The organism is Pseudomonas sp. NIBRBAC000502773 (assembly GCF_006517195.1).
GTDB classification, from domain to species: Bacteria; Pseudomonadota; Gammaproteobacteria; order Pseudomonadales; family Pseudomonadaceae; genus Aquipseudomonas; species Aquipseudomonas marginalis.
The window spans coordinates 2,022,315-2,044,904 of the sequence record NZ_CP041189.1 but is presented as its reverse complement, the minus strand read 5'-3'; the positions used below and the strand labels follow the sequence as shown (position 1 = coordinate 2,044,904).

20 protein-coding genes and 1 pseudogene are annotated in these 22,590 nt (G+C 61.3%); 7 read left to right on the top strand and 14 right to left on the bottom strand.

Features of this window, described 5'->3' with window-relative positions; translation table 11 throughout:
- Nucleotides 1-76: 76 nt before the first annotated feature.
- From NIBR502773_RS09410 to NIBR502773_RS09400, 3 genes are all read right to left on the bottom strand, one after another.
- Nucleotides 77-1,411, bottom strand: a complete 1,335-nt coding sequence (locus NIBR502773_RS09410; RefSeq protein WP_065939188.1) for a sigma-54 dependent transcriptional regulator — start codon at nucleotides 1,409-1,411, stop codon at nucleotides 77-79.
- Nucleotides 1,405-3,171, bottom strand: coding sequence for an ATP-binding protein (locus NIBR502773_RS09405; protein ID WP_141155912.1), 1,767 nt, complete (start codon nucleotides 3,169-3,171; stop codon nucleotides 1,405-1,407). The genes NIBR502773_RS09410 and NIBR502773_RS09405 overlap by 7 nt, the downstream gene beginning before the upstream one ends.
- 193 nt (nucleotides 3,172-3,364) lie before the next feature.
- A complete protein-coding gene (locus NIBR502773_RS09400) occupies nucleotides 3,365-4,888 on the bottom strand; it encodes a fumarate hydratase (protein WP_027605509.1) in 1,524 nt (507 codons plus the stop codon).
- 217 nt (nucleotides 4,889-5,105) lie between these two features.
- Here NIBR502773_RS09400 and NIBR502773_RS09395 point away from each other — a divergent pair, with 217 nt between their 5' ends.
- Both NIBR502773_RS09395 and NIBR502773_RS09390 read left to right on the top strand, forming a co-directional pair.
- Entirely contained in the window at nucleotides 5,106-6,038 is a 933-nt protein-coding gene (locus NIBR502773_RS09395; RefSeq protein WP_141155911.1) for an iron-sulfur-binding ferredoxin reductase, read from the top strand.
- Between the two features lie 30 nt (nucleotides 6,039-6,068).
- On the top strand, nucleotides 6,069-6,818 hold the full coding sequence (locus tag NIBR502773_RS09390; protein WP_092358372.1) for an enoyl-CoA hydratase-related protein: 750 nt from the start codon (nucleotides 6,069-6,071) through the stop codon (nucleotides 6,816-6,818).
- Nucleotides 6,819-6,916: 98 nt separating this feature from the next.
- Here NIBR502773_RS09390 and pyk read toward each other — a convergent pair whose 3' ends face one another.
- Nucleotides 6,917-8,368, bottom strand: a complete 1,452-nt coding sequence (gene pyk, locus NIBR502773_RS09385) for a pyruvate kinase (protein ID WP_027605512.1) — start codon at nucleotides 8,366-8,368, stop codon at nucleotides 6,917-6,919.
- A 175-nt stretch (nucleotides 8,369-8,543) separates the two neighbouring features.
- Between pyk and NIBR502773_RS09380 the strand changes: the two genes are divergently transcribed.
- Together NIBR502773_RS09380 and NIBR502773_RS09375 are read left to right on the top strand one after the other, a co-directional pair.
- Nucleotides 8,544-8,918: a hypothetical protein gene (locus NIBR502773_RS09380; RefSeq protein ID WP_025854787.1), complete on the top strand. Its 375-nt coding sequence runs from the start codon at nucleotides 8,544-8,546 to the stop codon at nucleotides 8,916-8,918.
- 225 nt (nucleotides 8,919-9,143) lie between these two features.
- The gene (locus NIBR502773_RS09375; RefSeq protein WP_092358374.1) at nucleotides 9,144-9,503 is read left to right on the top strand and encodes a PilZ domain-containing protein; all 360 of its coding nucleotides are present in this window, start codon (nucleotides 9,144-9,146) and stop codon (nucleotides 9,501-9,503) included.
- A gap of 60 nt (nucleotides 9,504-9,563) precedes the next feature.
- On the opposite strand, the gene NIBR502773_RS09370 is transcribed toward NIBR502773_RS09375, so the two are convergent.
- Genes NIBR502773_RS09370 through NIBR502773_RS09345 form a run of 6 tightly spaced genes read right to left on the bottom strand, consistent with a single transcriptional unit; the run spans nucleotide 9,564 to nucleotide 16,225 of the window.
- On the bottom strand, nucleotides 9,564-10,895 hold the full coding sequence (locus tag NIBR502773_RS09370) for a DUF58 domain-containing protein (RefSeq protein WP_141155910.1): 1,332 nt from the start codon (nucleotides 10,893-10,895) through the stop codon (nucleotides 9,564-9,566).
- A gap of 7 nt (nucleotides 10,896-10,902) precedes the next feature.
- Complete coding sequence (locus NIBR502773_RS09365) at nucleotides 10,903-11,898, bottom strand: MoxR family ATPase (protein ID WP_065939181.1); 996 nt, start codon at nucleotides 11,896-11,898, stop codon at nucleotides 10,903-10,905.
- Entirely contained in the window at nucleotides 11,895-13,052 is a 1,158-nt protein-coding gene (locus tag NIBR502773_RS09360) for a DUF4350 domain-containing protein (protein ID WP_141155909.1), read from the bottom strand. The genes NIBR502773_RS09365 and NIBR502773_RS09360 overlap by 4 nt, the downstream gene beginning before the upstream one ends.
- Nucleotides 13,049-14,569, bottom strand: a complete 1,521-nt coding sequence (locus NIBR502773_RS09355) for a DUF4129 domain-containing protein (protein WP_141155908.1) — start codon at nucleotides 14,567-14,569, stop codon at nucleotides 13,049-13,051. The genes NIBR502773_RS09360 and NIBR502773_RS09355 overlap by 4 nt, the downstream gene beginning before the upstream one ends.
- Complete coding sequence (locus NIBR502773_RS09350; protein ID WP_065939260.1) at nucleotides 14,556-15,536, bottom strand: stage II sporulation protein M; 981 nt, start codon at nucleotides 15,534-15,536, stop codon at nucleotides 14,556-14,558. The genes NIBR502773_RS09355 and NIBR502773_RS09350 overlap by 14 nt, the downstream gene beginning before the upstream one ends.
- Nucleotides 15,533-16,225, bottom strand: coding sequence for an RDD family protein (locus NIBR502773_RS09345; protein WP_065939178.1), 693 nt, complete (start codon nucleotides 16,223-16,225; stop codon nucleotides 15,533-15,535). Before NIBR502773_RS09345 ends, NIBR502773_RS09350 begins: the two co-directional genes overlap by 4 nt.
- Before the next feature lie 166 nt (nucleotides 16,226-16,391).
- Between NIBR502773_RS09345 and sbcB the strand changes: the two genes are divergently transcribed.
- Nucleotides 16,392-17,819 (top strand): exodeoxyribonuclease I, encoded by a 1,428-nt coding sequence (gene sbcB, locus NIBR502773_RS09340; protein ID WP_141155907.1) that lies wholly within the window; start codon nucleotides 16,392-16,394, stop codon nucleotides 17,817-17,819.
- Between the two features lie 89 nt (nucleotides 17,820-17,908).
- Here sbcB and mvaT read toward each other — a convergent pair whose 3' ends face one another.
- On the bottom strand, nucleotides 17,909-18,283 hold the full coding sequence (gene mvaT, locus NIBR502773_RS09335; protein ID WP_003175830.1) for a histone-like nucleoid-structuring protein MvaT: 375 nt from the start codon (nucleotides 18,281-18,283) through the stop codon (nucleotides 17,909-17,911).
- A gap of 348 nt (nucleotides 18,284-18,631) precedes the next feature.
- Between mvaT and purU the strand changes: the two genes are divergently transcribed.
- Entirely contained in the window at nucleotides 18,632-19,480 is an 849-nt protein-coding gene (purU, locus tag NIBR502773_RS09330; RefSeq protein ID WP_015885632.1) for a formyltetrahydrofolate deformylase, read from the top strand.
- Between the two features lie 89 nt (nucleotides 19,481-19,569).
- Entirely contained in the window at nucleotides 19,570-19,755 is a 186-nt protein-coding gene (locus tag NIBR502773_RS30915) for a hypothetical protein (protein WP_083236364.1), read from the top strand.
- Between the two features lie 8 nt (nucleotides 19,756-19,763).
- On the opposite strand, the pseudogene NIBR502773_RS09320 reads toward NIBR502773_RS30915, so the two are convergent.
- The 3 genes and pseudogenes from NIBR502773_RS09320 to NIBR502773_RS31275 form a co-directional block, all read right to left on the bottom strand.
- A pseudogene (locus NIBR502773_RS09320) lies at nucleotides 19,764-20,501 on the bottom strand (DUF2334 domain-containing protein); the annotation flags it as partial.
- On the bottom strand, nucleotides 20,494-21,615 hold the full coding sequence (locus NIBR502773_RS09315; protein WP_141155905.1) for a glycosyltransferase family 1 protein: 1,122 nt from the start codon (nucleotides 21,613-21,615) through the stop codon (nucleotides 20,494-20,496). The pseudogene NIBR502773_RS09320 and the gene NIBR502773_RS09315, both read right to left, overlap by 8 nt.
- Before the next feature lie 106 nt (nucleotides 21,616-21,721).
- A complete protein-coding gene (locus NIBR502773_RS31275) occupies nucleotides 21,722-22,486 on the bottom strand; it encodes a methyl-accepting chemotaxis protein (RefSeq protein WP_370671262.1) in 765 nt (254 codons plus the stop codon).
- Nucleotides 22,487-22,590: the final 104 nt, after the last annotated feature.

Below are 22,590 nucleotides of genomic sequence, written 5' to 3'. Positions count from 1 at the left end.
CCGGTCTAGAAGGGGCTGGGGTTTATTTTGAGCGGAAAGTCGCTGATGTTTTTGAGGGTGATGAGCGGAAATCCGCTCATTCATCTTTCAGGAACATGTCCCTGGCCAACCCATGGCGCTGCATCTTTTCGTTGAAGGTGCGCCGTGGCAGTTGCAACTCCGCCAGCACCGCCTTGATATCGCCTTTATGCCGGGTCAATGCAGCCTTCAGGCAATGGGCCTCGAACGCCTCCTGCTGCGCGGCCAGCGATTGCCCGGCTTCGATCCCTTCCGGCTCCGGCTCGCCAAGGCCCAGCACCTGGCGTTCGGCGACGTTGGCCAGCTCACGCACGTTGCCCGGCCAGTCATGGCTGAGCAGGCGGCCCAACTGCGCGCCGCTCAGCGGTTCCACGTTGCGGCCCAAGCGCTCGGCGGCGCTTTGGGCAAAGTGATCGAACAGCAGCGGGATGTCTTCGCGGCGCTCGCGCAGAGGCGGCAGGCGCAGTTGTGCAACGTTCAGCCGATAGGCCAGGTCTTCGCGAAAGCGCCCGGCGCGGGCTTCTTCCAGCAGGTCCGGCTTGGTCGCGGCAATGATGCGTAAATCCACATGAATGCTTTGATTGGAGCCCAGGCGTTCCAGCTTCTGATCCTGCAACACCCGCAACAGCTTCACTTGCTGGGCCAGGGGCATGCTTTCGATTTCATCGAGGAACAGCGTGCCGCCATGGGCGTACTCCAGTTTGCCGATGCGCTTGCCCTGGGCACCGGTGAAGGCGCCGCTTTCGTGGCCGAACAGTTCAGCCTCGAACAGCTGCTCGGGAATCGCCGCGCAATTGAGCGCCACAAACGGTTTTTTCGCACGGGGGCCGAAGTCATGCAGGCAGCGGGCGACCAGCTCCTTGCCGCTGCCGGTCTCGCCACGGATCAGCACGTTGACCGGCAAGGTCGCCAGGTCGAGTACCTGTCGGCGCAGGTTCTGCAAGCCACGGGACACGCCGAGCAGGCTGGACTCCAACTGCGCCCGATGATCGGCCTGTTGGTGCAGGCGGCGGTTTTCGAGGATCAGCCCGCGCTTGTCCAACGCGCGGCGCAGGCTGTTGAGCAAGGCATCGGGGCTGAAGGGTTTTTCCAGGAAGTCGTACGCACCGTCGCGCATGGCTTCGACGGCCATCGGTACATCGCCATGTCCGGTCAGCAGGATAACGGGCAGGTCGGCGTCACGGCGCTGCACTTCGGCCAGCAGCTCCAGGCCGCTGAGCCCGGGCATGCGCACGTCGCTCAGGATCACTCCGGGAAAGTCCTTGGGCAGTTGCGCCAGGCAGGCTTCGGCGCGGCTGAACAACTGCACCTCGAACCCCGACAAGCTCAGCCATTGCTCGACGGCCGTACGAATGCTGGCTTCGTCATCGACCACAATCACCGCGTTCAACATAAGTCGGGTGTCTCCAGCGCGATAGGCAAGGTCAGGGTGAATACCGCGCCGTCGCCACGGTTACTGGCGCTCAGGCGTCCGCCCAATTCGTGCACGATAGCGTAGGAAACCGCCAGGCCCAAGCCGAGCCCGTCGCCCACCGGCTTGGTGGTGAAGAACGGATCGAACACGCTGTTGAGGTGCTCCTCGGCAATCCCGCCGCCGCTGTCGCTGACCGTGAGTTGCCACAGTTGCTGGTCGGCATGCAGGCGGATTTCCAGGCGTTTGCGGGGTTTGTCGGCCATGGCGTCGAGGGCGTTGCGCAGCAGGTTGATCAGCACCTGTTCGAGGCGGATCGCGTCGCCGCGTACCCAGGCGGGGCGGGTCAGGTCCAGCACGCTGCCGATGGCTTCATCACGCAGGCGCGCGTCGAGCAGGTGCGGGGACTGGTCGACCACGGTGGCCAGGTCGAGGCGTTCGCGCAGGCCACTGGGGCTTTTGCGCGCAAAGGTCTTGAGATGGCCGGTCAGCGCGGCCATGCGTGTGAGCATGTCGTCCAGCGGGGTCAGGGCCTTGTAGGCGTCGTCCACCCGACCGTGGTCCAGCAGCAACCGCAGGGTCGCCAACTGCATGCGCTGGGCGGTCAGGGGCTGGTTGATCTCATGGGCGAGGGCGGCGGACATCTGCCCCAACGCCGCTAATTTCGCCGATTGCACCAGGCCATCCTGGGCCGTGCGCAGGGCCTGGGTGCGCTCTTCCACAAGCTGTTCGAGTTCTTCGCGGCTGCGCTGGCGCAAACGGGCCAGGCGCCAGCGTTGGCTGAGGAACAGCACCAGGAACACCAGCGCCAGCCAGGAACCGGCGGCGGCAAGGCCGGCGTTGCGCTGGTCTTCAAAGGCGAACTGGGGTTTGCGCAGCAGGTGCAGGGTCCAGCCCTCGGCTTTCAGCGGCAGGGACTCCCAGATGTAATTGGCGTTGCCATCGGGGCCGTTGACGCGCATCAGGTGGCTGTTTTCGTCGAAGCGTTGCAACGTTTGGGTGTCCAGCGGCTGCAGTTGTTTCTTGTCGTATTGGCGGGTGGCCTTGAGTTCGACCAGGTCGCTGGCCGACAACGGGTGCAGGTTGCGATAACGCCAGCCCGGTTGGTTGGCGATAAACACGATGCCGCGTGCGTCGCTGACCAGCAACAGGTCATCGCCCTGGGCCCATTCGCGCTCCAGCTCAGGGAATTCCAGTTTCACCACCATGGCGCCAAGGAACTGCTCGTGTTCATCCAGCACCGCGCTGGAGAGGAAATACCCCGGGATCCCGGTGGTTACGCCGACCGCGTAAAAGCGCCCGGTGCCCTGGCTCTTGGTCTGGCTGAAATACGGCCGAAACGCGTAGTTGTGCCCGACATAACTGCTTGGCAAGTTCCAGTTGCTGGCGGCCACAGCCAGGCCGGTGCGGTCCATCAACTCCAGGGTGGAGGACTGCGCCGCCCCATTGATGCGTTCGAGCTTGCGGTTGAGCAGGTCCTGGGTGCTGGCGTCCAACGGGCCTTTGAGCGCGTTGATCATTTCCGAGTCCAGCGCCAGCACGGCGGGCAGGGCGCGGTAGCGTTCGATCAGGGTGTGCAGGGAATTGGCGTACAGCGCCAACTGCTGGTTGGCGCGGGCCGCATCGTCCACCAATGCCTGGCGTTCGGCATGGCGCGTGGCCAAGGCCGCGGCCAGCAGCGCACCGGCGATGATCAGTAGGGAGTAGAAGGTCAGGCGCAGCGGGCGAGGGATCACGATCATACGGTGATGGGCAGGCACGGTAAGGGGAGTGCACCATAACATGAGCGGCTTGGGTCTTGTGGTGAGGGGCTGTCGTGGCTGAAGGGGAGAGTGGGCTTCTTGTGGTGAGCGGGCTTGCCATAGGTGAATCAGCAGGCAATAAAAAAGCGACCGGGCCATGGGCCGCGGTCGCCTCAGTCTTGGGGGAGGGTGCTTACTGCACTTCTACCGCCAGGCTTTCACTGATCTTTTTCTGCCAGATGGCAGGACCGGTGATGTGCACGGATTCGCCCTTGCTGTCCACCGCAACGGTGACCGGCATGTCTTTCACGTCGAACTCGTAGATCGCTTCCATGCCCAGTTCGGCGAAGGCCACCACACGCGACTTCTTGATGGCCTGCGCCACCAGGTAAGCGGCGCCGCCCACCGCCATCAGGTACACGGCCTTGTGGTCCTTGATCGCTTCGATCGCGGTAGGGCCGCGCTCGGATTTACCGATCATGCCCAGCAGGCCGGTTTGCTCGAGGATCTGGCGGGTGAACTTGTCCATCCGCGTCGCGGTGGTCGGACCGGCAGGGCCAACCACTTCTTCGCGCACCGGATCAACCGGGCCGACGTAGTAGATAAAGCGACCCTTGAGGTCCACCGGCAGGCTTTCGCCCTTGTTCAGCATCTCGACCATGCGCTTGTGCGCGGCGTCGCGACCGGTGAGCATCTTGCCGTTGAGCAGCACGGTTTCGCCCGGCTTCCAGCTCTGTACTTCTTCCGGGGTCAGGGTGTCGAGGTTGACGCGACGGGCCGATGGGCCGGCTTCCCAGACGATTTCCGGGTAGGCGTCCAGCGGTGGCGCTTCCAGCGACGCCGGGCCCGAACCGTCGAGCACGAAGTGCGCGTGACGGGTGGCGGCGCAGTTGGGGATCATGCACACCGGCAGCGAAGCGGCGTGGGTCGGGTAGTCCATGATCTTTACGTCGAGCACGGTGGTCAGGCCACCCAGGCCCTGGGCGCCGATGCCCAGTTGGTTGACCTTCTCGAACAACTCCAGGCGCATCTCTTCGATACGGTTCTGCGGGCCGCGCTTTTTCAGCTCGTGGATGTCGATGGATTCCATCAACACTTCCTTGGCCATCACCGCGGCTTTTTCGGCGGTGCCGCCGATGCCGATGCCGAGCATGCCCGGCGGGCACCAGCCGGCGCCCATGGTCGGAACGGTCTTGAGCACCCAGTCGACGATCGAGTCGGACGGGTTGAGCATGGCCATTTTCGACTTGTTCTCGGATCCGCCGCCCTTGGCCGCCACATCCACTTCCACGGTGTTACCCGGGACGATGGAGTAGTGGATCACGGCCGGGGTGTTGTCCTTGGTGTTTTTACGCGCACCGGCCGGGTCGGCCAGGATGGAGGCGCGCAGGACGTTTTCCGGCAGGTTGTAGGCGCGACGCACGCCTTCGTTGATCATGTCGTCCAGGCCCATGGTGGCGCCATCCCAACGAACGTCCATGCCCACGCGCACGAACACGGTGACGATACCGGTGTCCTGGCAGATCGGGCGATGGCCGGTGGCGCACATGCGCGAGTTGATCAGGATCTGCGCGATGGAGTCACGGGCTGCCGGCGATTCTTCGCGCAGGTAGGCCTCGTGCATCGCCTGGATGAAATCAACGGGGTGGTAGTAGGAAATGAATTGCAGGGCGTCGGCAACGCTCTGAATCAGGTCGTCTTGCTTGATCACGGTCATGAGTCGCGCTCCTCTATAAGGGAACATTCAATAAAGGTGGGCTCAGTGGGGTGCATCGGTCGGCTGAGTCCACCTTTCCAAGGCACGCCAAGTGGTGCAGGCGCGACGCTAAAAAGGCGCGGCAGTATAACCCGGCACGGTGGCCGATACACCCGACTATGGTCAAACTGTCGCAGGCATGATTCCCTGTGCGCACCCCTTGTGATTGAGTCCTTCCATGCCTGAACTGTACGTCGGCGAACGCCATTGGTCGGTAGCCACCGGCAGCAACCTGCTGGATGCCTTGAACCAGGCGGGTGTGGCCGTGCCCTACAGTTGCCGTGCCGGCAGTTGCCATGCGTGCCTGGTGCGGTGCCAGGGCGAGGTCGAGGACCGTCAGCCCGCTGCCTTGAGCCCGGCACAACGCCAGGAGGGCTGGCGCCTGGCGTGCCAGTGCCAGGTGATCGGCGATCTGCAGGTCGAGGCGTTCGACCCGCTGCGGGACGGCCTGCCGGCCCTGGTGGTGGGGGCCGATTGGTTGAATGCCTCGGTGCTGCGCCTGCGGCTGCAAGCGGAGCGTGGACTGCGGTATCGCGCCGGGCAGCACCTGGTGTTGTGGGCCGGGCAGGTGGCACGGCCTTATTCCCTGGCCAGCCTGCCTCAGGAGGATGCCTTCCTGGAGTTTCATATCGATTGCCGTCAGCCCGGCGCATTCAGTGATGCCGCGCGCGCGTTGTCGGTGGGTGATCGCCTGCGCCTGGGAGAACTGCGTGGCGGCGCACTGCAATACGATCCCGACTGGCAATCCCGGCCGCTGTGGCTGCTGGCTTCCGGTACCGGCCTGGGCCCTTTGTGGGGTGTGCTGCGCGAGGCGTTGCGCCAGGATCACCAGGGCGCCATCCGTATGATTCACCTGGCCCATGATGCCGACGGTCATTACCTGGCCGAGCCCCTGGCCGAACTGGCTGCGCGTCATCCGAACCTGACGGTGGAGCTGTGGACTGCGGCCGAGTCGGCCCAGGCATTGGCGCAACTGCGGCTTGTTTCCCGGCAAACCCTGGCCTTACTCTGCGGGCATCCTGTCAGCGTCGAGGCCTTCTCCAAGCGCCTGTTCCTGGCGGGGCTGCCGCGCAATCAACTGCTGGCCGATGTGTTCCTGCCCCGTGGTTGAGTGCTGAATTCCACTGCCGTGAGATTCGCCATGACCGACGCCATCCTGCTGCAACGCGAGCGCGGGCTGCTGACCCTGCAGCTCAATCGCCCGGATAAGAAAAACGCCCTGACCCGAGCCATGTACAGCCAATTGGCCGAGGCGTTGGAGCAGGCCGATGCGGACCCGCAGATCAATGCCGTGCTGATCCAGGGCAGCAGCGAGTGTTTTACCGCGGGCAACGACATCGGCGATTTTCTTGAACAGCCGCCCGGCGACCTCGACAGCCCACCGTTTCACTTTATGAAAAGCCTGCTCAACTGCCGCAAGCCGGTGATTGCAGCCGTAGCGGGTGCGGCGGTGGGGATCGGCACCACCCTGCTGCTGCATTGCGACCTGGTGTACATCAGCCGCGATGCACGTTTGCGCATGCCGTTCGTCAATTTGGGGCTGTGCCCGGAGTTTGGGTCGAGCCTGATCCTCCCCCGTTTGCTGGGACACGCGAAGGCGGCTGAACTGCTGTTGCTGGGTGAGGGCTTCAGCGGCGAACAAGCGGCCGCGTGGGGGATTGCGACCGAAGCGTTGGGCAGTGGCGAAGCGGCGTTGGCCAAGGCGCGGGAAATGGCCGAGCGCTTTGAAACCCTGGCGCCGGGAGCGGTGCAGGTCTGCAAGCAGTTGATGAAGAGCGTGGACCGTGAGCAGTTGCGGCAAGTGATCGAGGAAGAGGGGGCGTTGTTTGTGCAGCGCTTGAAGTCGCCGGAAGCGATTGCGGCGTTGTCGGGGTTTATGGATAGGCGCTAACCCCATGTGGGTGCGACGATTCGACATGCTCCCTGCCACACGGAAAGCAAAAAGCCCCGCCATTCACATGGCAGGGCTTTTGTTTTTCAGCCTGTCACTCAGACCATTGGGTCGCCAACGTGCAGGATCTTCATGCCGTTGGTGCCGCCGATGGTGTGGTAGCTGTCGCCTTTGGTCAGGATGACCCAGTCGCCTTTCTCCACTACGCCGCGCTTGATCAACTCGTCGATGGCCGCCTGGCTGACTTCATGGGGCGGCAACGACGCCGGGTCGAACGGCACGGTGTATACGCCACGGAACATGGCCGCACGGGCCTGGGTTTCGCGGTGCGGGGAGAACGCGTAGATCGGTACCGAAGAACGGATACGCGACATGATCAACGGCGTATAGCCACTTTCGGTAAGGGCAATGATCGCTTTCACGCCCGGGAAGTGGTTGGCGGTGTACATGGCTGCCAGGGCAATGCTCTGGTCGCAGCTTTCGAAGACTTTGCCGATGCGGTGGCTGGAGGTCTTGCTGGTCGGGTGCTTTTCGGCACCGACGCAGATACGCGCCATGGCCTGCACGGCTTCCAGTGGGTACGGGCCGGCGGCGCTTTCGGCCGAGAGCATCACGGCGTCGGTGTAGTCGAGCACGGCGTTGGCCACGTCGGACACTTCGGCGCGGGTCGGCATCGGGTTCTGGATCATCGACTCCATCATCTGGGTCGCGACGATCACCGCTTTGTTGTGGCGGCGCGCGTGCAGGATGATCTTTTTCTGGATGCCGATCAGCTCGGCGTCGCCGATTTCCACACCCAGGTCGCCACGGGCAACCATCACGGCGTCGGACGCCTTGATCAGGCCGTCGAGGGTTTCGTCATCGGCCACGGCTTCGGCGCGTTCGATCTTCGCCACCAGCCAGGCGGTACCGCCGGCTTCGTCGCGCAGTTTACGGGCGTATTCCATGTCGGCGGCATCGCGCGGGAAGGACACGGCGAGGTAGTCCACTTCCATTTCAGCGGCGAGCTTGATGTCGGCCTTGTCTTTTTCAGTCAGGGCTGGGGCGGTCAAGCCACCGCCGCGACGGTTGATGCCTTTGTGATCGGACAGCGGACCGCCGATGATCACGGTGCAATTCAGTTCGGTCGGGGTCGCGGTGTCGACGCGCATCACCACGCGACCGTCGTCCAGCAGCAGCTCGTCACCGACGCCGCAATCCTTGACCAGGTCCGGGTAGTCGATACCCACGACGTCCTGGGTGCCTTCGGTCAGCGGGTGGCTGGTGGAGAAGGTGAATTTGTCACCGATCTTCAGCTCGATACGCTTGTTGGCGAATTTGGCGATACGGATTTTCGGGCCTTGCAGGTCACCCAGCAGTGCGACGAAGCGGCCATGTTTGGCGGCCAGGTCACGCACCAGCTTGGCGCGAGCCTTGTGCTCGTCCGGGGTGCCGTGGGAGAAGTTCAGACGGGCAACGTCCAAACCAGCCAGAATCAGCTGTTCGAGGACTTCCGGCGAGTTGCTGGCCGGGCCAAGGGTGGCGACGATTTTGGTACGACGGACGGACATGCACAGACTCCTGAGTTCAAGCGCTGAGGAAGGCTACTATGCTCTTTGGTTGTAGTCATTGTTCGTTTGCACTACTTATCGACGATTCGCTTGTTTTCGCGCCGGTTGAATAGATGAACATCCTTGAAGATTTTTGACGAGGGGTCGATACACTGCACAAGACAGGAGAACCTTCATGCGAATTTTGCTCATTGCTGCCCTGGCCGTCAGTGTTGTCGGCTGCACCCGTTGGTCGATGGACCACCATTTGAACAATGCCTACCGTGCATACAAGGTCGGTGATTGCGAGCGCGTCACCTTGGAGCTATCCCAGGTCGACCGCGAGAGCCGTACACGGCGTTATGTACAACCGGAAGTTTCGATGTTGCGCGGGCAATGCCTGGAACGCCAGAAACTGTTCGTCGACGCCGTGCAAACCTATCAATTCATCATTAATCAGTACCCGTCGAGCGAGTATGCCTACCGTGCCCGCGCGAGGCTGGATACCCTGCAGCAACTGGGCCATTACCCCGGTGCGAGCGTGGCACAGCCGCGGCCCGCTTCTTTGTAATGGCATTCGTCATTTAATAACTGGCCCGTTGCCAGTCTTGGGCTATTCTTTCAACGTTCGTTTGTACAAGTTTCTATTCGAACGGATGCAGGGCCCGGATTCGGCAGCTGTCGAGTGACAAAATGTTGTCCGTTGTCACACCGAGATCCAGGGAGAGCGAGCAATTGCGCTCGTTCCGAATCACTGGCACGGCCAGAGTCATGGCCACTGGATGGCGATCTCACCATGTTTACCGACCGACGGATCGAGCGGCATCAACTACCGTATTTCCTGCAAGTGTTTAACCGTGTCACCGACAAGCCCATAGGTTTTCTGGGTAACGTCTCTGACGACGGGCTGATGTTGGTCAGCCAGTTACCCATGATGGTCGATGTGGACTTCGAGTTGCGCTTGAAGATACCCGGGGCTGACGACACGTTCCATGTCATTGACATCACGGCGACCTGCCTGTGGAGCCATGAAGATATCAACCCGCAGCACTACGATTCCGGGTTCAGCGTGCTTGAGGCTCCCGAGGAATATGGGCAACTGATCAACGTGCTGTTGCAGTACTTCAGTTTTGATCCCTTGCAGGCTTCGGCCTAGAAGCGGCGCGCTGTCGACGCGGCCGGGGTGCTGCTGTCCCTGCCGCAGTCGTGCGCTTTTTTAGAATACTCCGGCTTTCTTCCAACCCAGGTAGCGTGTTACCAGGGCCGCGCCCATTTCTGATGGCAACGTATCCAACGCCGACAGGCCGTGGGCGTTCATGCGGTCATGCAATTCATCCCGAGTATTGAGGTAGTCGACAGTGCCGCTGTAGGCCAGGGCTTCGGGCAAGGTTTGTACGGGGGATTGGCGCAGTCGATCGAGTACTTCCTCACGCATGCTCGCCACCAGCACCCGATGTTGACGACTGATGCGCTTGACGGCGGAGAGTAGGGCTTCGTCGTCCTCATCCCGCAGGTTGCTGACAATAATGACCAATGCCCGACGTTTTTGCCGGGCCAGCAGTTGGCTGGCCGCTGCCTGGTAGTCGGCGGTTCGGCGGCTGGTGTCCAGGTCATAGACCGTATTGAGCAACAGATTCAATTGGCTGCTGCCCTTGACCGGTGCCAGGTAGCGTGGCTGGTCAGTGGCAAAGGTGCACAACCCCACCGCATCGCCCTGGCGCAGGGCCACGTAGCTAAGCAGCAGGCAGGCATTGAGGGCGTGGTCGAAATGGGACAGCTCGTCATCCTGGCTGCGCATGCGTCGGCCGCAATCGAGCATGAACACGATCTGCTGGTCGCGCTCGTCCTGATACTCCCGGGCGATGGGGGTACGTTGCCGCGCGGTCGCTTTCCAATCGATTTGCCGCAGGCTGTCGCCCTCACGAAACTCGCGCAGCTGATGAAACTCCAGTCCCAATCCTCGTCGTTGCCGTTGACGGACCCCCAGTTGGCTCAGCCAGTTATCCACGCCCAGCAGTTGTGCCCCGTACAGGCGGGCGAAGTCCGGATAGACGCGGGTGGCGTCCTCGTCTTCGATAAAGCGCCGTGCAGACCAGAGCCCCAAGGGACTGGGCAGGTGGATTTCGCAGCGACTGAACGCGAAATGCCCACGCCGCAAGGGGCGCAGGCGATAACCCAGCTCACTGCGTTCACCAGGGCGCAATTCGATGGACTGGGGCAGGTTTTCCACGCTCAGTCCGTCGGGGACGTGATCGAACACCTGCACTGTCAGCGCCTGTGGGTAGTCATGTTCCAGGGACAGGCGGACTTCGCCCCAGCGCCCCAGCGCCAGGCTGCCGGGCATCTGCCGGTGCACGCGTGGTGAGGGTCGGCGGCGCAGTCGCAGCGCGTCGAGCATGGCCAGCAGCAACAGCGCCAGGAGCAAGCCCCACGTTATTGAGTGCAAGGTCTCGGGTACCTTGAACTGCAAGGCGGCCGCAGTGCCCAGCAGGATACTCAAGCCCAGCAGTACGCTGAGCCAGGCTAATAACAGACGGGTCGGTTTCATGAACGGGTCATTGCCGGGGGGCCGGAATCTGGTCCAGCAGCTGCTTGAGCACCTGGTCGACCTCCAGCCCGTCTATATCCAGTTCTGGCGCAAGACGTACCCGATGACGCAGTACCGCCAGGGCACAGCCCTTGATGTCATCCGGTGTGACGAACTCGCCTGCCCGTAACAATGCCCGTGCGCGGGCGCCGCGTACCAGGGCGATGGAGGCTCGCGGGCCGGCGCCTATGGCCAATCCCGGCCAACTGCGGGTTGCTCGCGCCAGGCGCACGGCATAGTCGAGCACGTGTTCATCCAGGGGCAGTTCACTGGCGACCAGCTGCAGCTGCAGCACGTCCTCGGCCTCCAGCACGGTGCGCAACGGTTGCACGTCCAGCATGTCGGCCCGTGATGAGCGTGTCACTTCGCGCACCATATCCAGTTCCTGCTGCGCATCGGGGTAGTCCATGCGTACCTTGAGCATGAAACGGTCCAGTTCGGCTTCCGGCAGCGGGTAGGTGCCTTCCTGTTCGATGGGGTTTTGCGTGGCAAGGACCATGAACGGCTGATCGATGGGCAGCGCCTCGCCTTCGAGGGTGACTTGCCGTTCCTGCATGGCTTCGAGCAGGGCTGCCTGGGTCTTGGCCGGAGCGCGGTTGATTTCGTCGGCCAGCAACAAGTGCGTGAATACGGGCCCCTTGCGCAGCTTGAACTGTTCGGTGTGAAGGTCGTACACCGCGTGGCCGGTGACATCGCTGGGCATCAGGTCCGGGGTGAACTGGATCCGCGCGAATTCGCCGTCAAAGCAACGGGCCAGGGCCCGCACCAGCAAGGTCTTGCCCAGCCCGGGAACACCCTCGAGCAATACGTGGCCGCCGGCGATCAGCGCGGTGAGTACATCATCAATCACCTGATCCTGGCCGATCACCGCCTTGCGCAGTTCAATGCGCAGGGCCTGGGCCTGCTGGCTGGCGCGTTGCAGAGAGTCGCCGGGCAGGGTGTTAGCGCTGGGAAATTCGCTCATAGGGCATTCCTGAGGGTTTGCAGGCACGCCACCTGCCGGCTGAAATCGGCACTGGAAAGCCGTTTCGTCGGGAGTGGGCCGAGGGCCTGGCTGATGACGTGAGAGGGTTGGCGCGTCAGGTGGGCAAGTACTCGCCCCTGTTCCGTGTTGTCGAGATGTTCAAAGCCGGGGTGACGCCGCCGTGCGGCGCGCAGGATGTCACGCTGCAAGGCCTGCAACAGTGTGCCTTGGCCGCTGCGACGCAGCAGGAAGTCGGCGCTGGCTTTCAGGTGCTCCTGCAATTGCCGGCGTGCCTTGGGGGCGAGCGCCTGGATTGGGCCCTGGCGCATACCTGCCTGCCAGAGTGCCAGGGCAATCAGGGCAATGAGCGCCACCAACGCCTGGGGGAAATAACGCAGCAGCAGGGTGAACAGGTCATCTACGTCGCCGTTGAACAACAAGGTTACGGCAGTGCCCTGGGTCAGATGCCACAGCAGCCAGGCATTGTCGTGTTTGCCAATGTCTGGCGTTTTCCACAGCTCGCTGTCGGTGATCACCGTTACGCGGCCTTGCCCGAGGTCGAGTTGCATCAAATGGCTCGACCTGGCGCTATTGGCTGAAAATTGTGCCAGGTGCTTGGGGTCGATGAGATTGAAGTCGGTGTCGAAACTGAAATAGACCGGGGCTGTGTCGTTGTCGACATAGAGTTTGGTCAGGTCCGGTGCTTTATTTTTGCGGGCCGGCGCGGGGGCATCGGGTTCATCGCTGAGGACTTGGTGGATAGGCAGGCGATCGAGCAGCAGGTCGCCGCTCTTGCCGGTTTCTTCGTCCCACAGGGCCTCGGCGACTACCAGTAGATGGCCGCCGGACCTGGCCCAGTCCAGGAGTTGCCCTACCTGGCGTGGCGACATGTTGCCGCGTTCACCCAGCAACAGCAGGCTGTTGCCCTTGGCGGGCAGGCTCGCCAGACGTTCCAGGCCGTTGGCATGCACCACGGCCAGGCCTTGCTGGCGCAGAAAGTGTTCGGCTGCCAGGTAAGGATTGGCCAGGGCTTCCGGGGAGGGGCCGCGGTCCACCACTTCTTCATAGGGAATCGCTTTGCTCCAGGCGTAAAAACCGCCCGCTCCAAGCAGGCACGCCAACAGCAGCCCCACCCACAGTAATGGCCGGTTCATCGGGCGCCTCCCGCACTGAACAGGGCACGCCAATCGTTGCACAGTTTCTGCTGGACTGAGACCGGGGGCAGGTGATGGCCATAGGCGAGGTTTTGCCAGTGCCGCGTCAATTCATCACTGAAGGCCAGCAACTGCGGCTGCTGCAATTGGTGAACCCGTTGCAGGACCTGGCCTTCGGTGTCAGCGCTTTTAAGGGGCAGGTTGAAGTCATGCAGCAACCTGCTCAGCAGGCCACGATACAAAAGGCCGAGGGCCTCCCGTGGCTGGGTCGACCAGAGTTGCTCGGCGGCGCTGGCGATATCCTCGGGCAGGGTCTCGGTGCCCAGTTCCAGGCCGAACAATTGCGCGGGTGGTGGTTTCGCTGCTTTGGGTGTACGTGCCCCGCGCAGGCTGACAAAGGTGCGCAACCAGTCCCGATAACGCCAGGCCACCAGGGCCACGCCACCGATCAGCAGGCTCCATAACAGTACTTCCAGGCCTTGGGCTACAGGCTTGAACGTGTTGCTGTTGAGGTTGTCCAGCAGTGCCTGCAACCACGACGGAAGTTTGCCGTCACTGTGTGCCTTGTTTTTAACGACGGACTTTTCTTCGCCAAAGCGGTAGCGGGTGACGGTTTCCGGATTTTTGAAGGGCGGCTTGTCCAGCAGCGACTTGATGGACTGGCTTGCGCTCTGGGGAGGCAGTGGCTTGGCGTCATCCGCCATGGCGGGCAGGTTGAATGGCAGCAAGGTCAGCCCGATCACCAGCACTAACAGTGGCACCACACTGCTCAGACGCTGGCGCAGGCGGCGGAATACCAGCTCCAGGTCCCACGCCTCCAGCAGGGTGCGGCGATTGAGATAAAGGCTGAAACCGCAGGCGACATAGATGGGCTCCCAAAATACCAGGATCAAGGCGTAGAAGGCGTTGCTCAAGTGTTCCAGCCAGACTCCCTCGGAGCCCGTCGCCAGCGCCAGCCGTTGCCAATCCCAATCCAGTTCAAGTTGTTGCGGAATGAATAGATAGAACAGCGCCATGCAGCCGAACCACAGGCCGATTTCCAGGTGCACCCCAACGGTGGTCAACCAGCGCGCGGCTCCTGCATTGCGCTGCTGCAGCACACCCAGGCGTTTCTGGCGCGCCTGGCCGTCCAGGCCTTCGAGCTGGCTGACCGGCATTACAAAACTGCGGCTGAGGCTAAGTCGGCGCCAGGTCAGGCTGGCCAGCAGTTGGTGGTTAAGCAGTCTTGGCCATTGGCGCACGGCCTGCTTAAGGCTGGGTGTTTCGCCGAACAGGGCTTTGGAGAGGATATATAAAGGCAAGCGGTCGAATGCCGGTTTGAGCCACCAGAACAGGAACATGGCTGTGGACGGGTATTTCCATAGCAACGCGGTAAGCAGGGCAAAAACCGGCAGGGTCACCAGCGCCCAGCTGCTCATCAACAGCAGGCGATGTTCCCGGGCCATTAATACCCCAAGGTCCATGGCCTCCCATGCGGTACGCGGGCGAATCGCCACGCTGGCATTACTCAGGCGCATGGCGAGTCCGTCCGGCAAGGGTCAGGTAAGTCGCCACCAGCAGCCAAAGTGCAGCACCCACCAGGTATTTGATCCAAGGGGCGATCTGGGTGGTGGAAGACCAGTAGGCCTCGATAAAAGCTGCGATCAGCAGGAACACCATGACACCGCATAGCAGTTGCACACTCTTGCGAGCGGCGAGCCGCAGGGATTCGCCACGGGTCAGTTGCCCCGGGGCGATCAACGCCCAGCCCAGTTGCAGGCCCGCGGCACCGGCGAGTGCAATGGCCGTCAACTCAAAGGCCCCATGGCCGACGACAAATGACCAGAAGGTCTGCCCATAGCCGATTTCTGTCAGGTGCCCGGAAATCGCGCCGATGATCAGCCCGTTGAATATCAGGAAAAACACACTGCCCAGGCCGAACAGCAAACCGGCGGCAAATGTCTGAAAGGCAATACCGATGTTGTGCATCACGTAGTAGCCAAACATCATCCAGTCTTCGCTCGAAGCACGTTCGGCAGCGCGCCCCAGCCGGCTGGCCTCGGGGTCATACATGCCCTGCATCTCGGCCACCTGCTGGGGGCTGACAATGCTGTAGATCAGGTCGGGAAACAGGTAGACCAGCAGGGCAATGCCCAGCAGGCTGCCAAAGAACAGCAGGCTGGCAATCAACACGAAACGCCACTGTTCTCGCACCAGACGCGGAAAGTCGGCCAGGACGAAACTCAGCACATTCGCCGCCAATTGGCTGCGGTGGCGATACAGTTGTTGATGGCCGCGCAATGCCAGTTGTTGCAGGGGATCCACCAGGTAACTGCTGTAGCCGCGCTCCTGGGCGAGGGCCAGGAGCTGGCATAGACGCCGGTATTGATGAGGGAAATCGGCCATATCACTGGCCTTGGCCTTGCCTTGTTCCAACTGCTTCAGTTGTTCGGCAAAAGCTTGCCATTGGTGTTGGTAACGGCTTTCGAAAAGACTCTGCTTCATGTCGGCCCCAGCAGGCCGCGGGCCACACCGTTGAGTTGCTCCACGGCGCGGGCCGGGGACACCTGCAGTGGCGTCGCAAGGATCGAGGCGAGCTCGTGTACCCTTTCGGCGGACAGTTCACCCTGGCGTTCCGCGAAGCCAAGAATCGCTCGCTGCTCACTCAGGTCCAGGGCAAACGGCAAGCGCAGTGCCGCGGCTTGAGGTACCTGGGGACGTGCCAGAGGCTGTTCGCGGTAAACCACCAAGGTGCCAGCGGCCAGGTCGCCAAGGCGTTTGAAGTGAGGATGTTGCAGGCAACTGATGGCGCCGAGAAAGTAGCCGAAAGGCAGCATGTCGACAAACCGCAGGAGGTTGCGGATCAGCGACGCCGACCAGCCTATGGGGGTGCCGTCGTCCTGCACGACCCGTAAGCCCATGACCTGTTTGCCCGGTGAGCAGCCTTGGTTGAGCACCTCGAACAGCACCATGTACCACCAACTGACCAGGAACAGCAGAAGCGATCCCAGGCCGATACCGATATTGCCGAGCAACGCCAATGGCACCAGCAGCACGCCCATGATCACTGCACGCGCGCCGAGGTCGAAGGCAAATGCCAGCGCCCGTGGCACCAAGCCGGCTGGGCGCAGCGGCAGGTCGATGCCCTCCGGGGTCTCGATCTGGTAGAGGGTGTCCAATGGGGCTGATGGCATCGCGATCCTTGGCAGTGCAGAGCGGCTGGAGACACGGATGCTAACAGTGTCCGTGATGGAAGCAACTACTCAAGGTTTTGCTGGATGTTTGTACAGTATAATTGGTGCTGGCCGCGAACACGGCTGAACGCCTAGACTTTGTCGATCTTCAGCACAGGAATAGCCCGTGACCTCCATTTTCTGGTACGACTATGAAACCACCGGCATCAACCCGCGCAGCGATCGCCCACTCCAGGTTGCCGGCATTCGTACGGACCTTGATCTCAACGAGGTCGGCCCGCCGGTCAATCTTTACTGCCAGCCCAGCGACGACATCCTGCCCCATCCCGCTGCCTGTGCCATTACCGGTATAACCCCTGGAATACTGGCGGAAAAAGGCCTGGCCGAGGCCGATTTCATGACCCGTGTACATGCCGAACTGGCGGCCCCGGGGACGTGCGGCGCAGGTTACAACACCTTGCGGTTTGACGACGAAATGACGCGCTACAGCCTGTATCGCAATTTTTTCGACCCCTACGCGCGGGAGTGGCAGGGCGGTAACAGCCGCTGGGACCTGATCGATGTGGTTCGCACTGCCTACGCCCTGCGCCCGGAAGGCATCGAGTGGCCGCAGCAGGATGGGCGCGTGACTCTCAAGCTTGAGCGCCTGACTGCCGCCAACGGCATTGACCATGGCCAGGCCCACGATGCGTTATCCGACGTGCGTGCCACCATCGCCCTGGCGCGCCTGGTGCGCGAGAAGCAGCCCAAGCTTTACGAATGGCTGTTTCAACTGCGCAGCAAGCAACGGGTGATGGACCAGGTGCGCCTGCTGCAACCCATGGTGCATATCTCCGGACGTTTTTCCGCCGAGCGTCATTACCTGGGTGTCGTGCTGCCCCTGGCCTGGCACCCGCGCAACCGTAATGCGCTGATTGTCTGCGACCTGGGGCTCGACCCCCAAGGGCTGCTGGACATGGATGCCGCGGCCTTGCGCCAACGCCTGTACACCCGTCGCGAGGACCTTGCCGAAGGCGAGCTGCCGGTGCCGCTCAAGTTGGTGCATATCAACCGTTGCCCCGTGGTCGCGCCCTTGAACGTACTGCGGGCTGAGGACCGTGGGCGCCTGCAATTGGATATGGATATTTGCCAGGCGCGAGCCCTGCGGCTAACTGACGCACAGGAACTTTGGCGCGATAAGTTGGCGGTTATTTACGCCGAGGAAGATTTTGCCCCGAGCGCAGACCCGGAACAGCAGCTTTATGAAGGTTTTATCGGGGATCGTGATCGACGGTTATGTGAGCAAGTCCGGGCGGCGGAACCTGCGCAGTTAGCCAGCCAGCAGTGGCCTTTTGATGATCACCGTTTGCCTGAATTATTGTTTCGTTACCGGGCGCGTAACTTCCCCGATACGCTGAACGGCGAGGAGCTACAACGTTGGAAACTTTTCTGTCAGCAACGTTTGGAAAATCCTGAATTCGGCGCGCCGAATACCTTGGAGGCATTTAATCAAGCCCGGCAGGAGTTGGCCGTTAGTGCGACGCCGTTTCAGCAGCAGGTGCTGGAGCAATGGCAGAGATATGCCGACTCTTTAGCCGCTCGTGTGAATCGGTAATAGCGGTTTGTAGAAAAGACGGTCAATAAAAAACGCCAGCAAGCTGGCGTTTTTAATGGGTTGCGTATCAAGCGCAGACCGGGTGAGGCTTAGCCCAGCAGGGTAGCCCAGCCTTCAACCACGTCACCGCCCCACTTGGCTTTCCACTCTTTCAGGGTTTTGTGGTTGCCGCCTTTGGTTTCAATCACTTCACCGTTGTGCGGGTTTTTGTATTGCTTGACCTTGCGCGCACGCTTGGTACCGGTAGTTTTCACGGCGCCACGGGGTGCTTTAACTTTCGACTCTGGATCCAGCAGCGCGATGATGTCACGCAGGGATTTGGAGTATTCACCCATGAGGGTGCGCAGTTTGCCTTCGAATTCCAGCTCGGTTTTCAGTTTGTCATCTTGGGACAGGTTCTTCAAACGAGCTTGCAGCTCTTTGATAGCTTCTTCGGTGGCACGGTATTCGTTGATCAGAGACATGTGGACTACCTTATGTAGAACGCTGATTGACAGGGATAGTGGCCCAATAATAGTCAGGCGGTTTCCCCAAGTAAACATTTAAGCGCGTATTCAGGTGAATTACTTTGAATGTTTGTGAAGACGCTAAGCAATCGAGTTAATTAGTAGGGGCTACCCCGAAAATAATCTCCTTGAAATTCGCATAATTGCTGCAGCGTGCGCTGTTCATTCATATAGCAATGGTAAAACCATGCGCTATTAAGGGATGTGGCCAGGGCAACGGATCAGAATAAGGCTCATCGAATACTGCAGTTTTTCTGCACAATCGCTAGAATGGCGGCCTTTGCGAAGTTCTGGAGTTCCCCCCTAATGCGCACTTTTCGGCTGGTGATTGCTTGCCCGGACCGGGTCGGCATCGTTGCCAAAGTCAGTAACTTTCTGGCCTCCCACAACGGCTGGATCACCGAGGCGAGCCATCACTCGGACAACCTCAGCGGTTGGTTCTTCATGCGTCACGAAATCCGTGCCGACACGCTGCCCTTTGGTCTTGAAGCGTTCCGCGAGGCATTTGCGCCCATCGCGGAAGAGTTTTCGATGACCTGGCACATCACCGACACCGAGCAGAAAAAGCGCGTGGTGTTGATGGCCAGCCGCGAATCCCACTGCCTGGCCGACTTGCTGCATCGCTGGCACAGCGACGAGCTGGACTGCGAGATCGCGTGCGTGATCTCCAACCATGACGACCTGCGCAGCATGGTCGAGTGGCATGGCATCCCTTACTACCACGTGCCGGTCAACCCGCAGGACAAGGAGCCGGCGTTCGCCGAGGTCTCTCGCCTGGTCAAGCAGCATGAGGCCGACGTGGTTGTGCTGGCGCGCTACATGCAAATCCTGCCGCCTGAGCTGTGCCGCGAATACGCAGGCAAGGTGATCAACATTCACCACAGCTTCCTGCCGTCGTTCGTGGGGGCCAAGCCTTACCACCAGGCTTCCCTGCGTGGCGTGAAGTTGATTGGCGCAACCTGCCATTACGTCACCGAAGAGCTGGATGCCGGTCCGATCATCGAGCAGGACGTGGTGCGTGTCAGCCACAGTGACAGCATTGAGGACATGGTGCGGTTTGGCCGTGATGTCGAGAAGATGGTGCTGGCCCGTGGCCTGCGCTATCACCTGGAAGACCGCGTGCTGGTGCACGGCAACAAGACGGTCGTATTCTGATTCAAGCGTCTTGGTTGAACAAAGAAGGGCCTGGGCGTTAAATCGCTGCAGGCCCTTTTTTCATTCCCCGCACTTTTCAGGACCAGGCCATGACCGACCCACTTGATAAAGCCACGTCCAAGGCACCTGCTACGTTGGGTGAGGGCTGCCTGAGTCGTTACGACCCGGATGCGTTGGAGCCGGAAGACGGTACGGACTTTCCGGGAGCCGCCGAGCTGTGGGAGCAGTTGCAGGAGGCCGATGAATTGCCCGGATCCCCTGGCCGAGGTGCTTGAGCGACCACCTGTTCAGCCAGCCAGGCAGCCTTGGTCAGCGGTGTTCGCCCTGCGTCGAGTAGGCGTTGTACGGTTTCAAGCCAATAGCAGCGAGAGAATGCGTAGCGCATGTCCACCGGGTGCACGCCCAGGCGAATCACCGGGGCGGCGTGCCAGCGCTGTTCGCGACGATCGCTGATGACTCTGGACACCCCCCGACGCCATGCACTGCGCGCACTCCAGGTCAGGCCCGGGGCTTCGATCGGCGTGAAATCGGGCAGTCGATACAGATGCTGTGGGCTGCTGGTGTAGCTCAGCGGTAGTTGGCGCAGGGCCTCGCGAGTGCCCTGGCTCATTAACCAGGCGGGTGCGACGAAGCCGTGCAACGGCCAGTCATGACGCCGGAATACTTCAATGCCATCCTGAAGACGATCAAGAGCCTGGGCTTGAGACAGTTGATAGAACTCAGCCTCATGGGTGTAGAGGCGGCGCATGAACCAGTCTTTGGGTGTGCGCGGTGCCGGTTGATCATCGCAATGGTAGTAACCGTGCAAGGCAAGTTCATCGCCCTTGGTCACGCGGCGATCCAGCAGGCGTTGAAAATCGCCGTGGGCAGTCAAGGCGTCGCGATGATGGAAGTCCGGCACCACCAACCATGTGATTGGCACGGCGCCCAGGGCATCGACGGCTTCGACAAAGGGCCGATAATCGGCCCAGTTGTGCGGCGCCACATCGTGCAGCACCAGTAATACCGAGCGCTCAGGCATGGGAAGGCATCGGCTTGTGACTGCCCAGTACCGCGTGGTAGTGGCCGAGCAGGCTGTCGACCACCGTATACCAGGCGTAATGTTGTTCTACGTGACGCCGAGCCTGCGCGCCCAGGCGCCTGCTGCCGAGGTTGAACAGCTCGCGCACCGTATCGGCCATCGCCCTTGGATTGTTTGGCGCGCACAGCAGGCCGCAGCGTTCGTCGACTATCTCCGTGAACGCGCCAGCCGCCACCGCGATTACCGGTATGCCGCAAGCCATGGCTTCGAGGATGACCAGGCCAAAGGTTTCCTGGTCGCCGCCATGCAGCAAGGCATCGGCACTGGCCATCAGCCGGGCGACATGCTGTGCCGGGCGAAACCCCTCGATGACGGTGACATTGGCCGGCACGCTGCTCGGCATGCCGGAGCCCACCAGCACCAAGTGATAGCCGTCCCCCAGGCGTTTCATGCAGCGAAGCAGGATCGGCAGGTTTTTTTCCTTGGAACCGCGCCCGGCAAAGATCAGCAGGCGGGTGTCTTCGCCGATCCCCAGCTCGGCGCGCAGGCCTGGGTCGCGGGCGTCAGGGGTAAAGGTTTGCAGGTCCACGCCCAGTGGTTGGACGAACACATTCTTCACGCCGAGCCCCATGAGCTTGTCGGCCATTACCTGGCTGGGCGCCAGTACCCGGTCGAAACTTCCATAGAGTTTGCTGACATAGGCTTCAACGTTCGGGGCAAGCCAAGACCCCATGCGGTTGCTCACCAGTAACGGTAAGTCGGAGTGGTAAAAGCCGATCACCGGTACATCAAGCTGGCGCCGGGCATCCAGCGCGGCCCAGGCGGTGAGATAAGGATCACCTACCTCGATCAGATCGGGCTGTAAATCGTGCAGGACATTTCGCCAGGGGGAGAGGCGAAGGGGGAAGCGGTAGCCTTTGCCGAAGGGCAGCGCGGGAGCCGGTACCTTGAAGATGCCATCCTGATTGCTCCATTGCGCGCCGGGAATCAGCAGGCTATGGCGAATGCCGGGCTTGAGCCTCAGGCGTCGGTGCTTGGCGTCCAGGTAAGTGCGCACGCCGCCGCTTGTCGGGGCGTAGAACATGGTTATGTCAGCGATATGCACGATGAACATCCCTCCGATCCATTGCTCTCCTAACGTGGACCTGAGCTAAGGATAGATGTTCGGTTGGCGTTCATCGTGAAAACAGTGCGGGAGCCTGACCGGCTCCTGCGGTAGTTCAGATCCGGAAGCTGCCCACCAGCTGTTTCAACCGTGCCGCCTGCTGTTCCAGGTCGGCGCAGGCGCGCAGCGTCGATTGCAGGTTTTCCACGCCTTCCTGATTGAGGGTGTTGATCTCGGTGATGTCCATGTTGATCGACTCCACGACCGAGGTCTGCTCTTCAGTGGCGGTGGCCACCGACTGGTTCATGCCGTCGATCTCGCCAATGCGCTGGGTCACGCTGTTCAAGCGTTCGCCGGCCAGGTTGGCGATTTCCACGCTGTCATGACTGTGGCGCTGGCTGTCGCTCATGGTGCTGACCGAGTCACGGGCACCGATTTGCAGTTCTTCGATCATCTTTTGTACCTGCTGTGCCGACTCCTGGGTGCGATGGGCCAGGTTGCGCACTTCATCGGCGACCACCGCAAACCCGCGCCCGGCTTCCCCGGCGCGTGCGGCTTCGATGGCGGCATTCAGTGCCAGCAGGTTGGTTTGCTGGGAAATACTGGTGATTACCTCAAGAATCTGGCCGATATTCACCGTCTTGCTGTTAAGTGCTTCGATATTGCTGCTTGAGGCACTGATCATTGCAGACAGCTGAGTCATCGCCTTGATATTGCGTTCAACCACCTGTTGACCGTCTTCGGCCAATTGCCGTGCATCACTGGCCTGGTTGGAGGCTTGTGCGGCGTTACGCGCGATTTCCTGCGCGGCGGCGCCCAGTTCGTTGATCGCGGCGGCAACGCTGTTGGTGCGGTTGGCCTGTTCGTCGGAGTTGACCATCGACGAGTTGGATGCACTGACAACCCGCAGTGCGACTTCATTCACCTGTTGGGTGGCTGAGGACACTTCGCGGATCGATGTATGAATGCGCTCTACGAAGCTGT

What these genes read in the sequence shown, in the direction of transcription:
- NIBR502773_RS09355 (WP_141155908.1), bottom strand. Translation starts at nt 14,569, where the DNA reads ATGCGCCTGAGTAATGCCAGCGTGGCGATTCGCCCGCGTACCGCATGG.
- NIBR502773_RS09380 (WP_025854787.1), top strand. Translation starts at nt 8,544, where the DNA reads ATGCGAATTTTGCTCATTGCTGCCCTGGCCGTCAGTGTTGTCGGCTGC.
- NIBR502773_RS31275 (WP_370671262.1), bottom strand. Translation starts at nt 22,486, where the DNA reads ATGGTCAACTCCGACGAACAGGCCAACCGCACCAACAGCGTTGCCGCC.
- NIBR502773_RS09360 (WP_141155909.1), bottom strand. Translation starts at nt 13,052, where the DNA reads ATGAACCGGCCATTACTGTGGGTGGGGCTGCTGTTGGCGTGCCTGCTT.
- NIBR502773_RS09390 (WP_092358372.1), top strand. Translation starts at nt 6,069, where the DNA reads ATGACCGACGCCATCCTGCTGCAACGCGAGCGCGGGCTGCTGACCCTG.
- NIBR502773_RS09350 (WP_065939260.1), bottom strand. Translation starts at nt 15,536, where the DNA reads ATGAAGCAGAGTCTTTTCGAAAGCCGTTACCAACACCAATGGCAAGCT.
- NIBR502773_RS09315 (WP_141155905.1), bottom strand. Translation starts at nt 21,615, where the DNA reads ATGTTCATCGTGCATATCGCTGACATAACCATGTTCTACGCCCCGACA.
- NIBR502773_RS09365 (WP_065939181.1), bottom strand. Translation starts at nt 11,898, where the DNA reads ATGAGCGAATTTCCCAGCGCTAACACCCTGCCCGGCGACTCTCTGCAA.
- purU (WP_015885632.1), top strand. Translation starts at nt 18,632, where the DNA reads ATGCGCACTTTTCGGCTGGTGATTGCTTGCCCGGACCGGGTCGGCATC.
- NIBR502773_RS30915 (WP_083236364.1), top strand. Translation starts at nt 19,570, where the DNA reads ATGACCGACCCACTTGATAAAGCCACGTCCAAGGCACCTGCTACGTTG.
- NIBR502773_RS09375 (WP_092358374.1), top strand. Translation starts at nt 9,144, where the DNA reads ATGTTTACCGACCGACGGATCGAGCGGCATCAACTACCGTATTTCCTG.
- NIBR502773_RS09395 (WP_141155911.1), top strand. Translation starts at nt 5,106, where the DNA reads ATGCCTGAACTGTACGTCGGCGAACGCCATTGGTCGGTAGCCACCGGC.
- NIBR502773_RS09400 (WP_027605509.1), bottom strand. Translation starts at nt 4,888, where the DNA reads ATGACCGTGATCAAGCAAGACGACCTGATTCAGAGCGTTGCCGACGCC.
- NIBR502773_RS09370 (WP_141155910.1), bottom strand. Translation starts at nt 10,895, where the DNA reads ATGAAACCGACCCGTCTGTTATTAGCCTGGCTCAGCGTACTGCTGGGC.
- mvaT (WP_003175830.1), bottom strand. Translation starts at nt 18,283, where the DNA reads ATGTCTCTGATCAACGAATACCGTGCCACCGAAGAAGCTATCAAAGAG.
- NIBR502773_RS09410 (WP_065939188.1), bottom strand. Translation starts at nt 1,411, where the DNA reads ATGTTGAACGCGGTGATTGTGGTCGATGACGAAGCCAGCATTCGTACG.
- NIBR502773_RS09405 (WP_141155912.1), bottom strand. Translation starts at nt 3,171, where the DNA reads ATGATCGTGATCCCTCGCCCGCTGCGCCTGACCTTCTACTCCCTACTG.
- NIBR502773_RS09345 (WP_065939178.1), bottom strand. Translation starts at nt 16,225, where the DNA reads ATGCCATCAGCCCCATTGGACACCCTCTACCAGATCGAGACCCCGGAG.
- pyk (WP_027605512.1), bottom strand. Translation starts at nt 8,368, where the DNA reads ATGTCCGTCCGTCGTACCAAAATCGTCGCCACCCTTGGCCCGGCCAGC.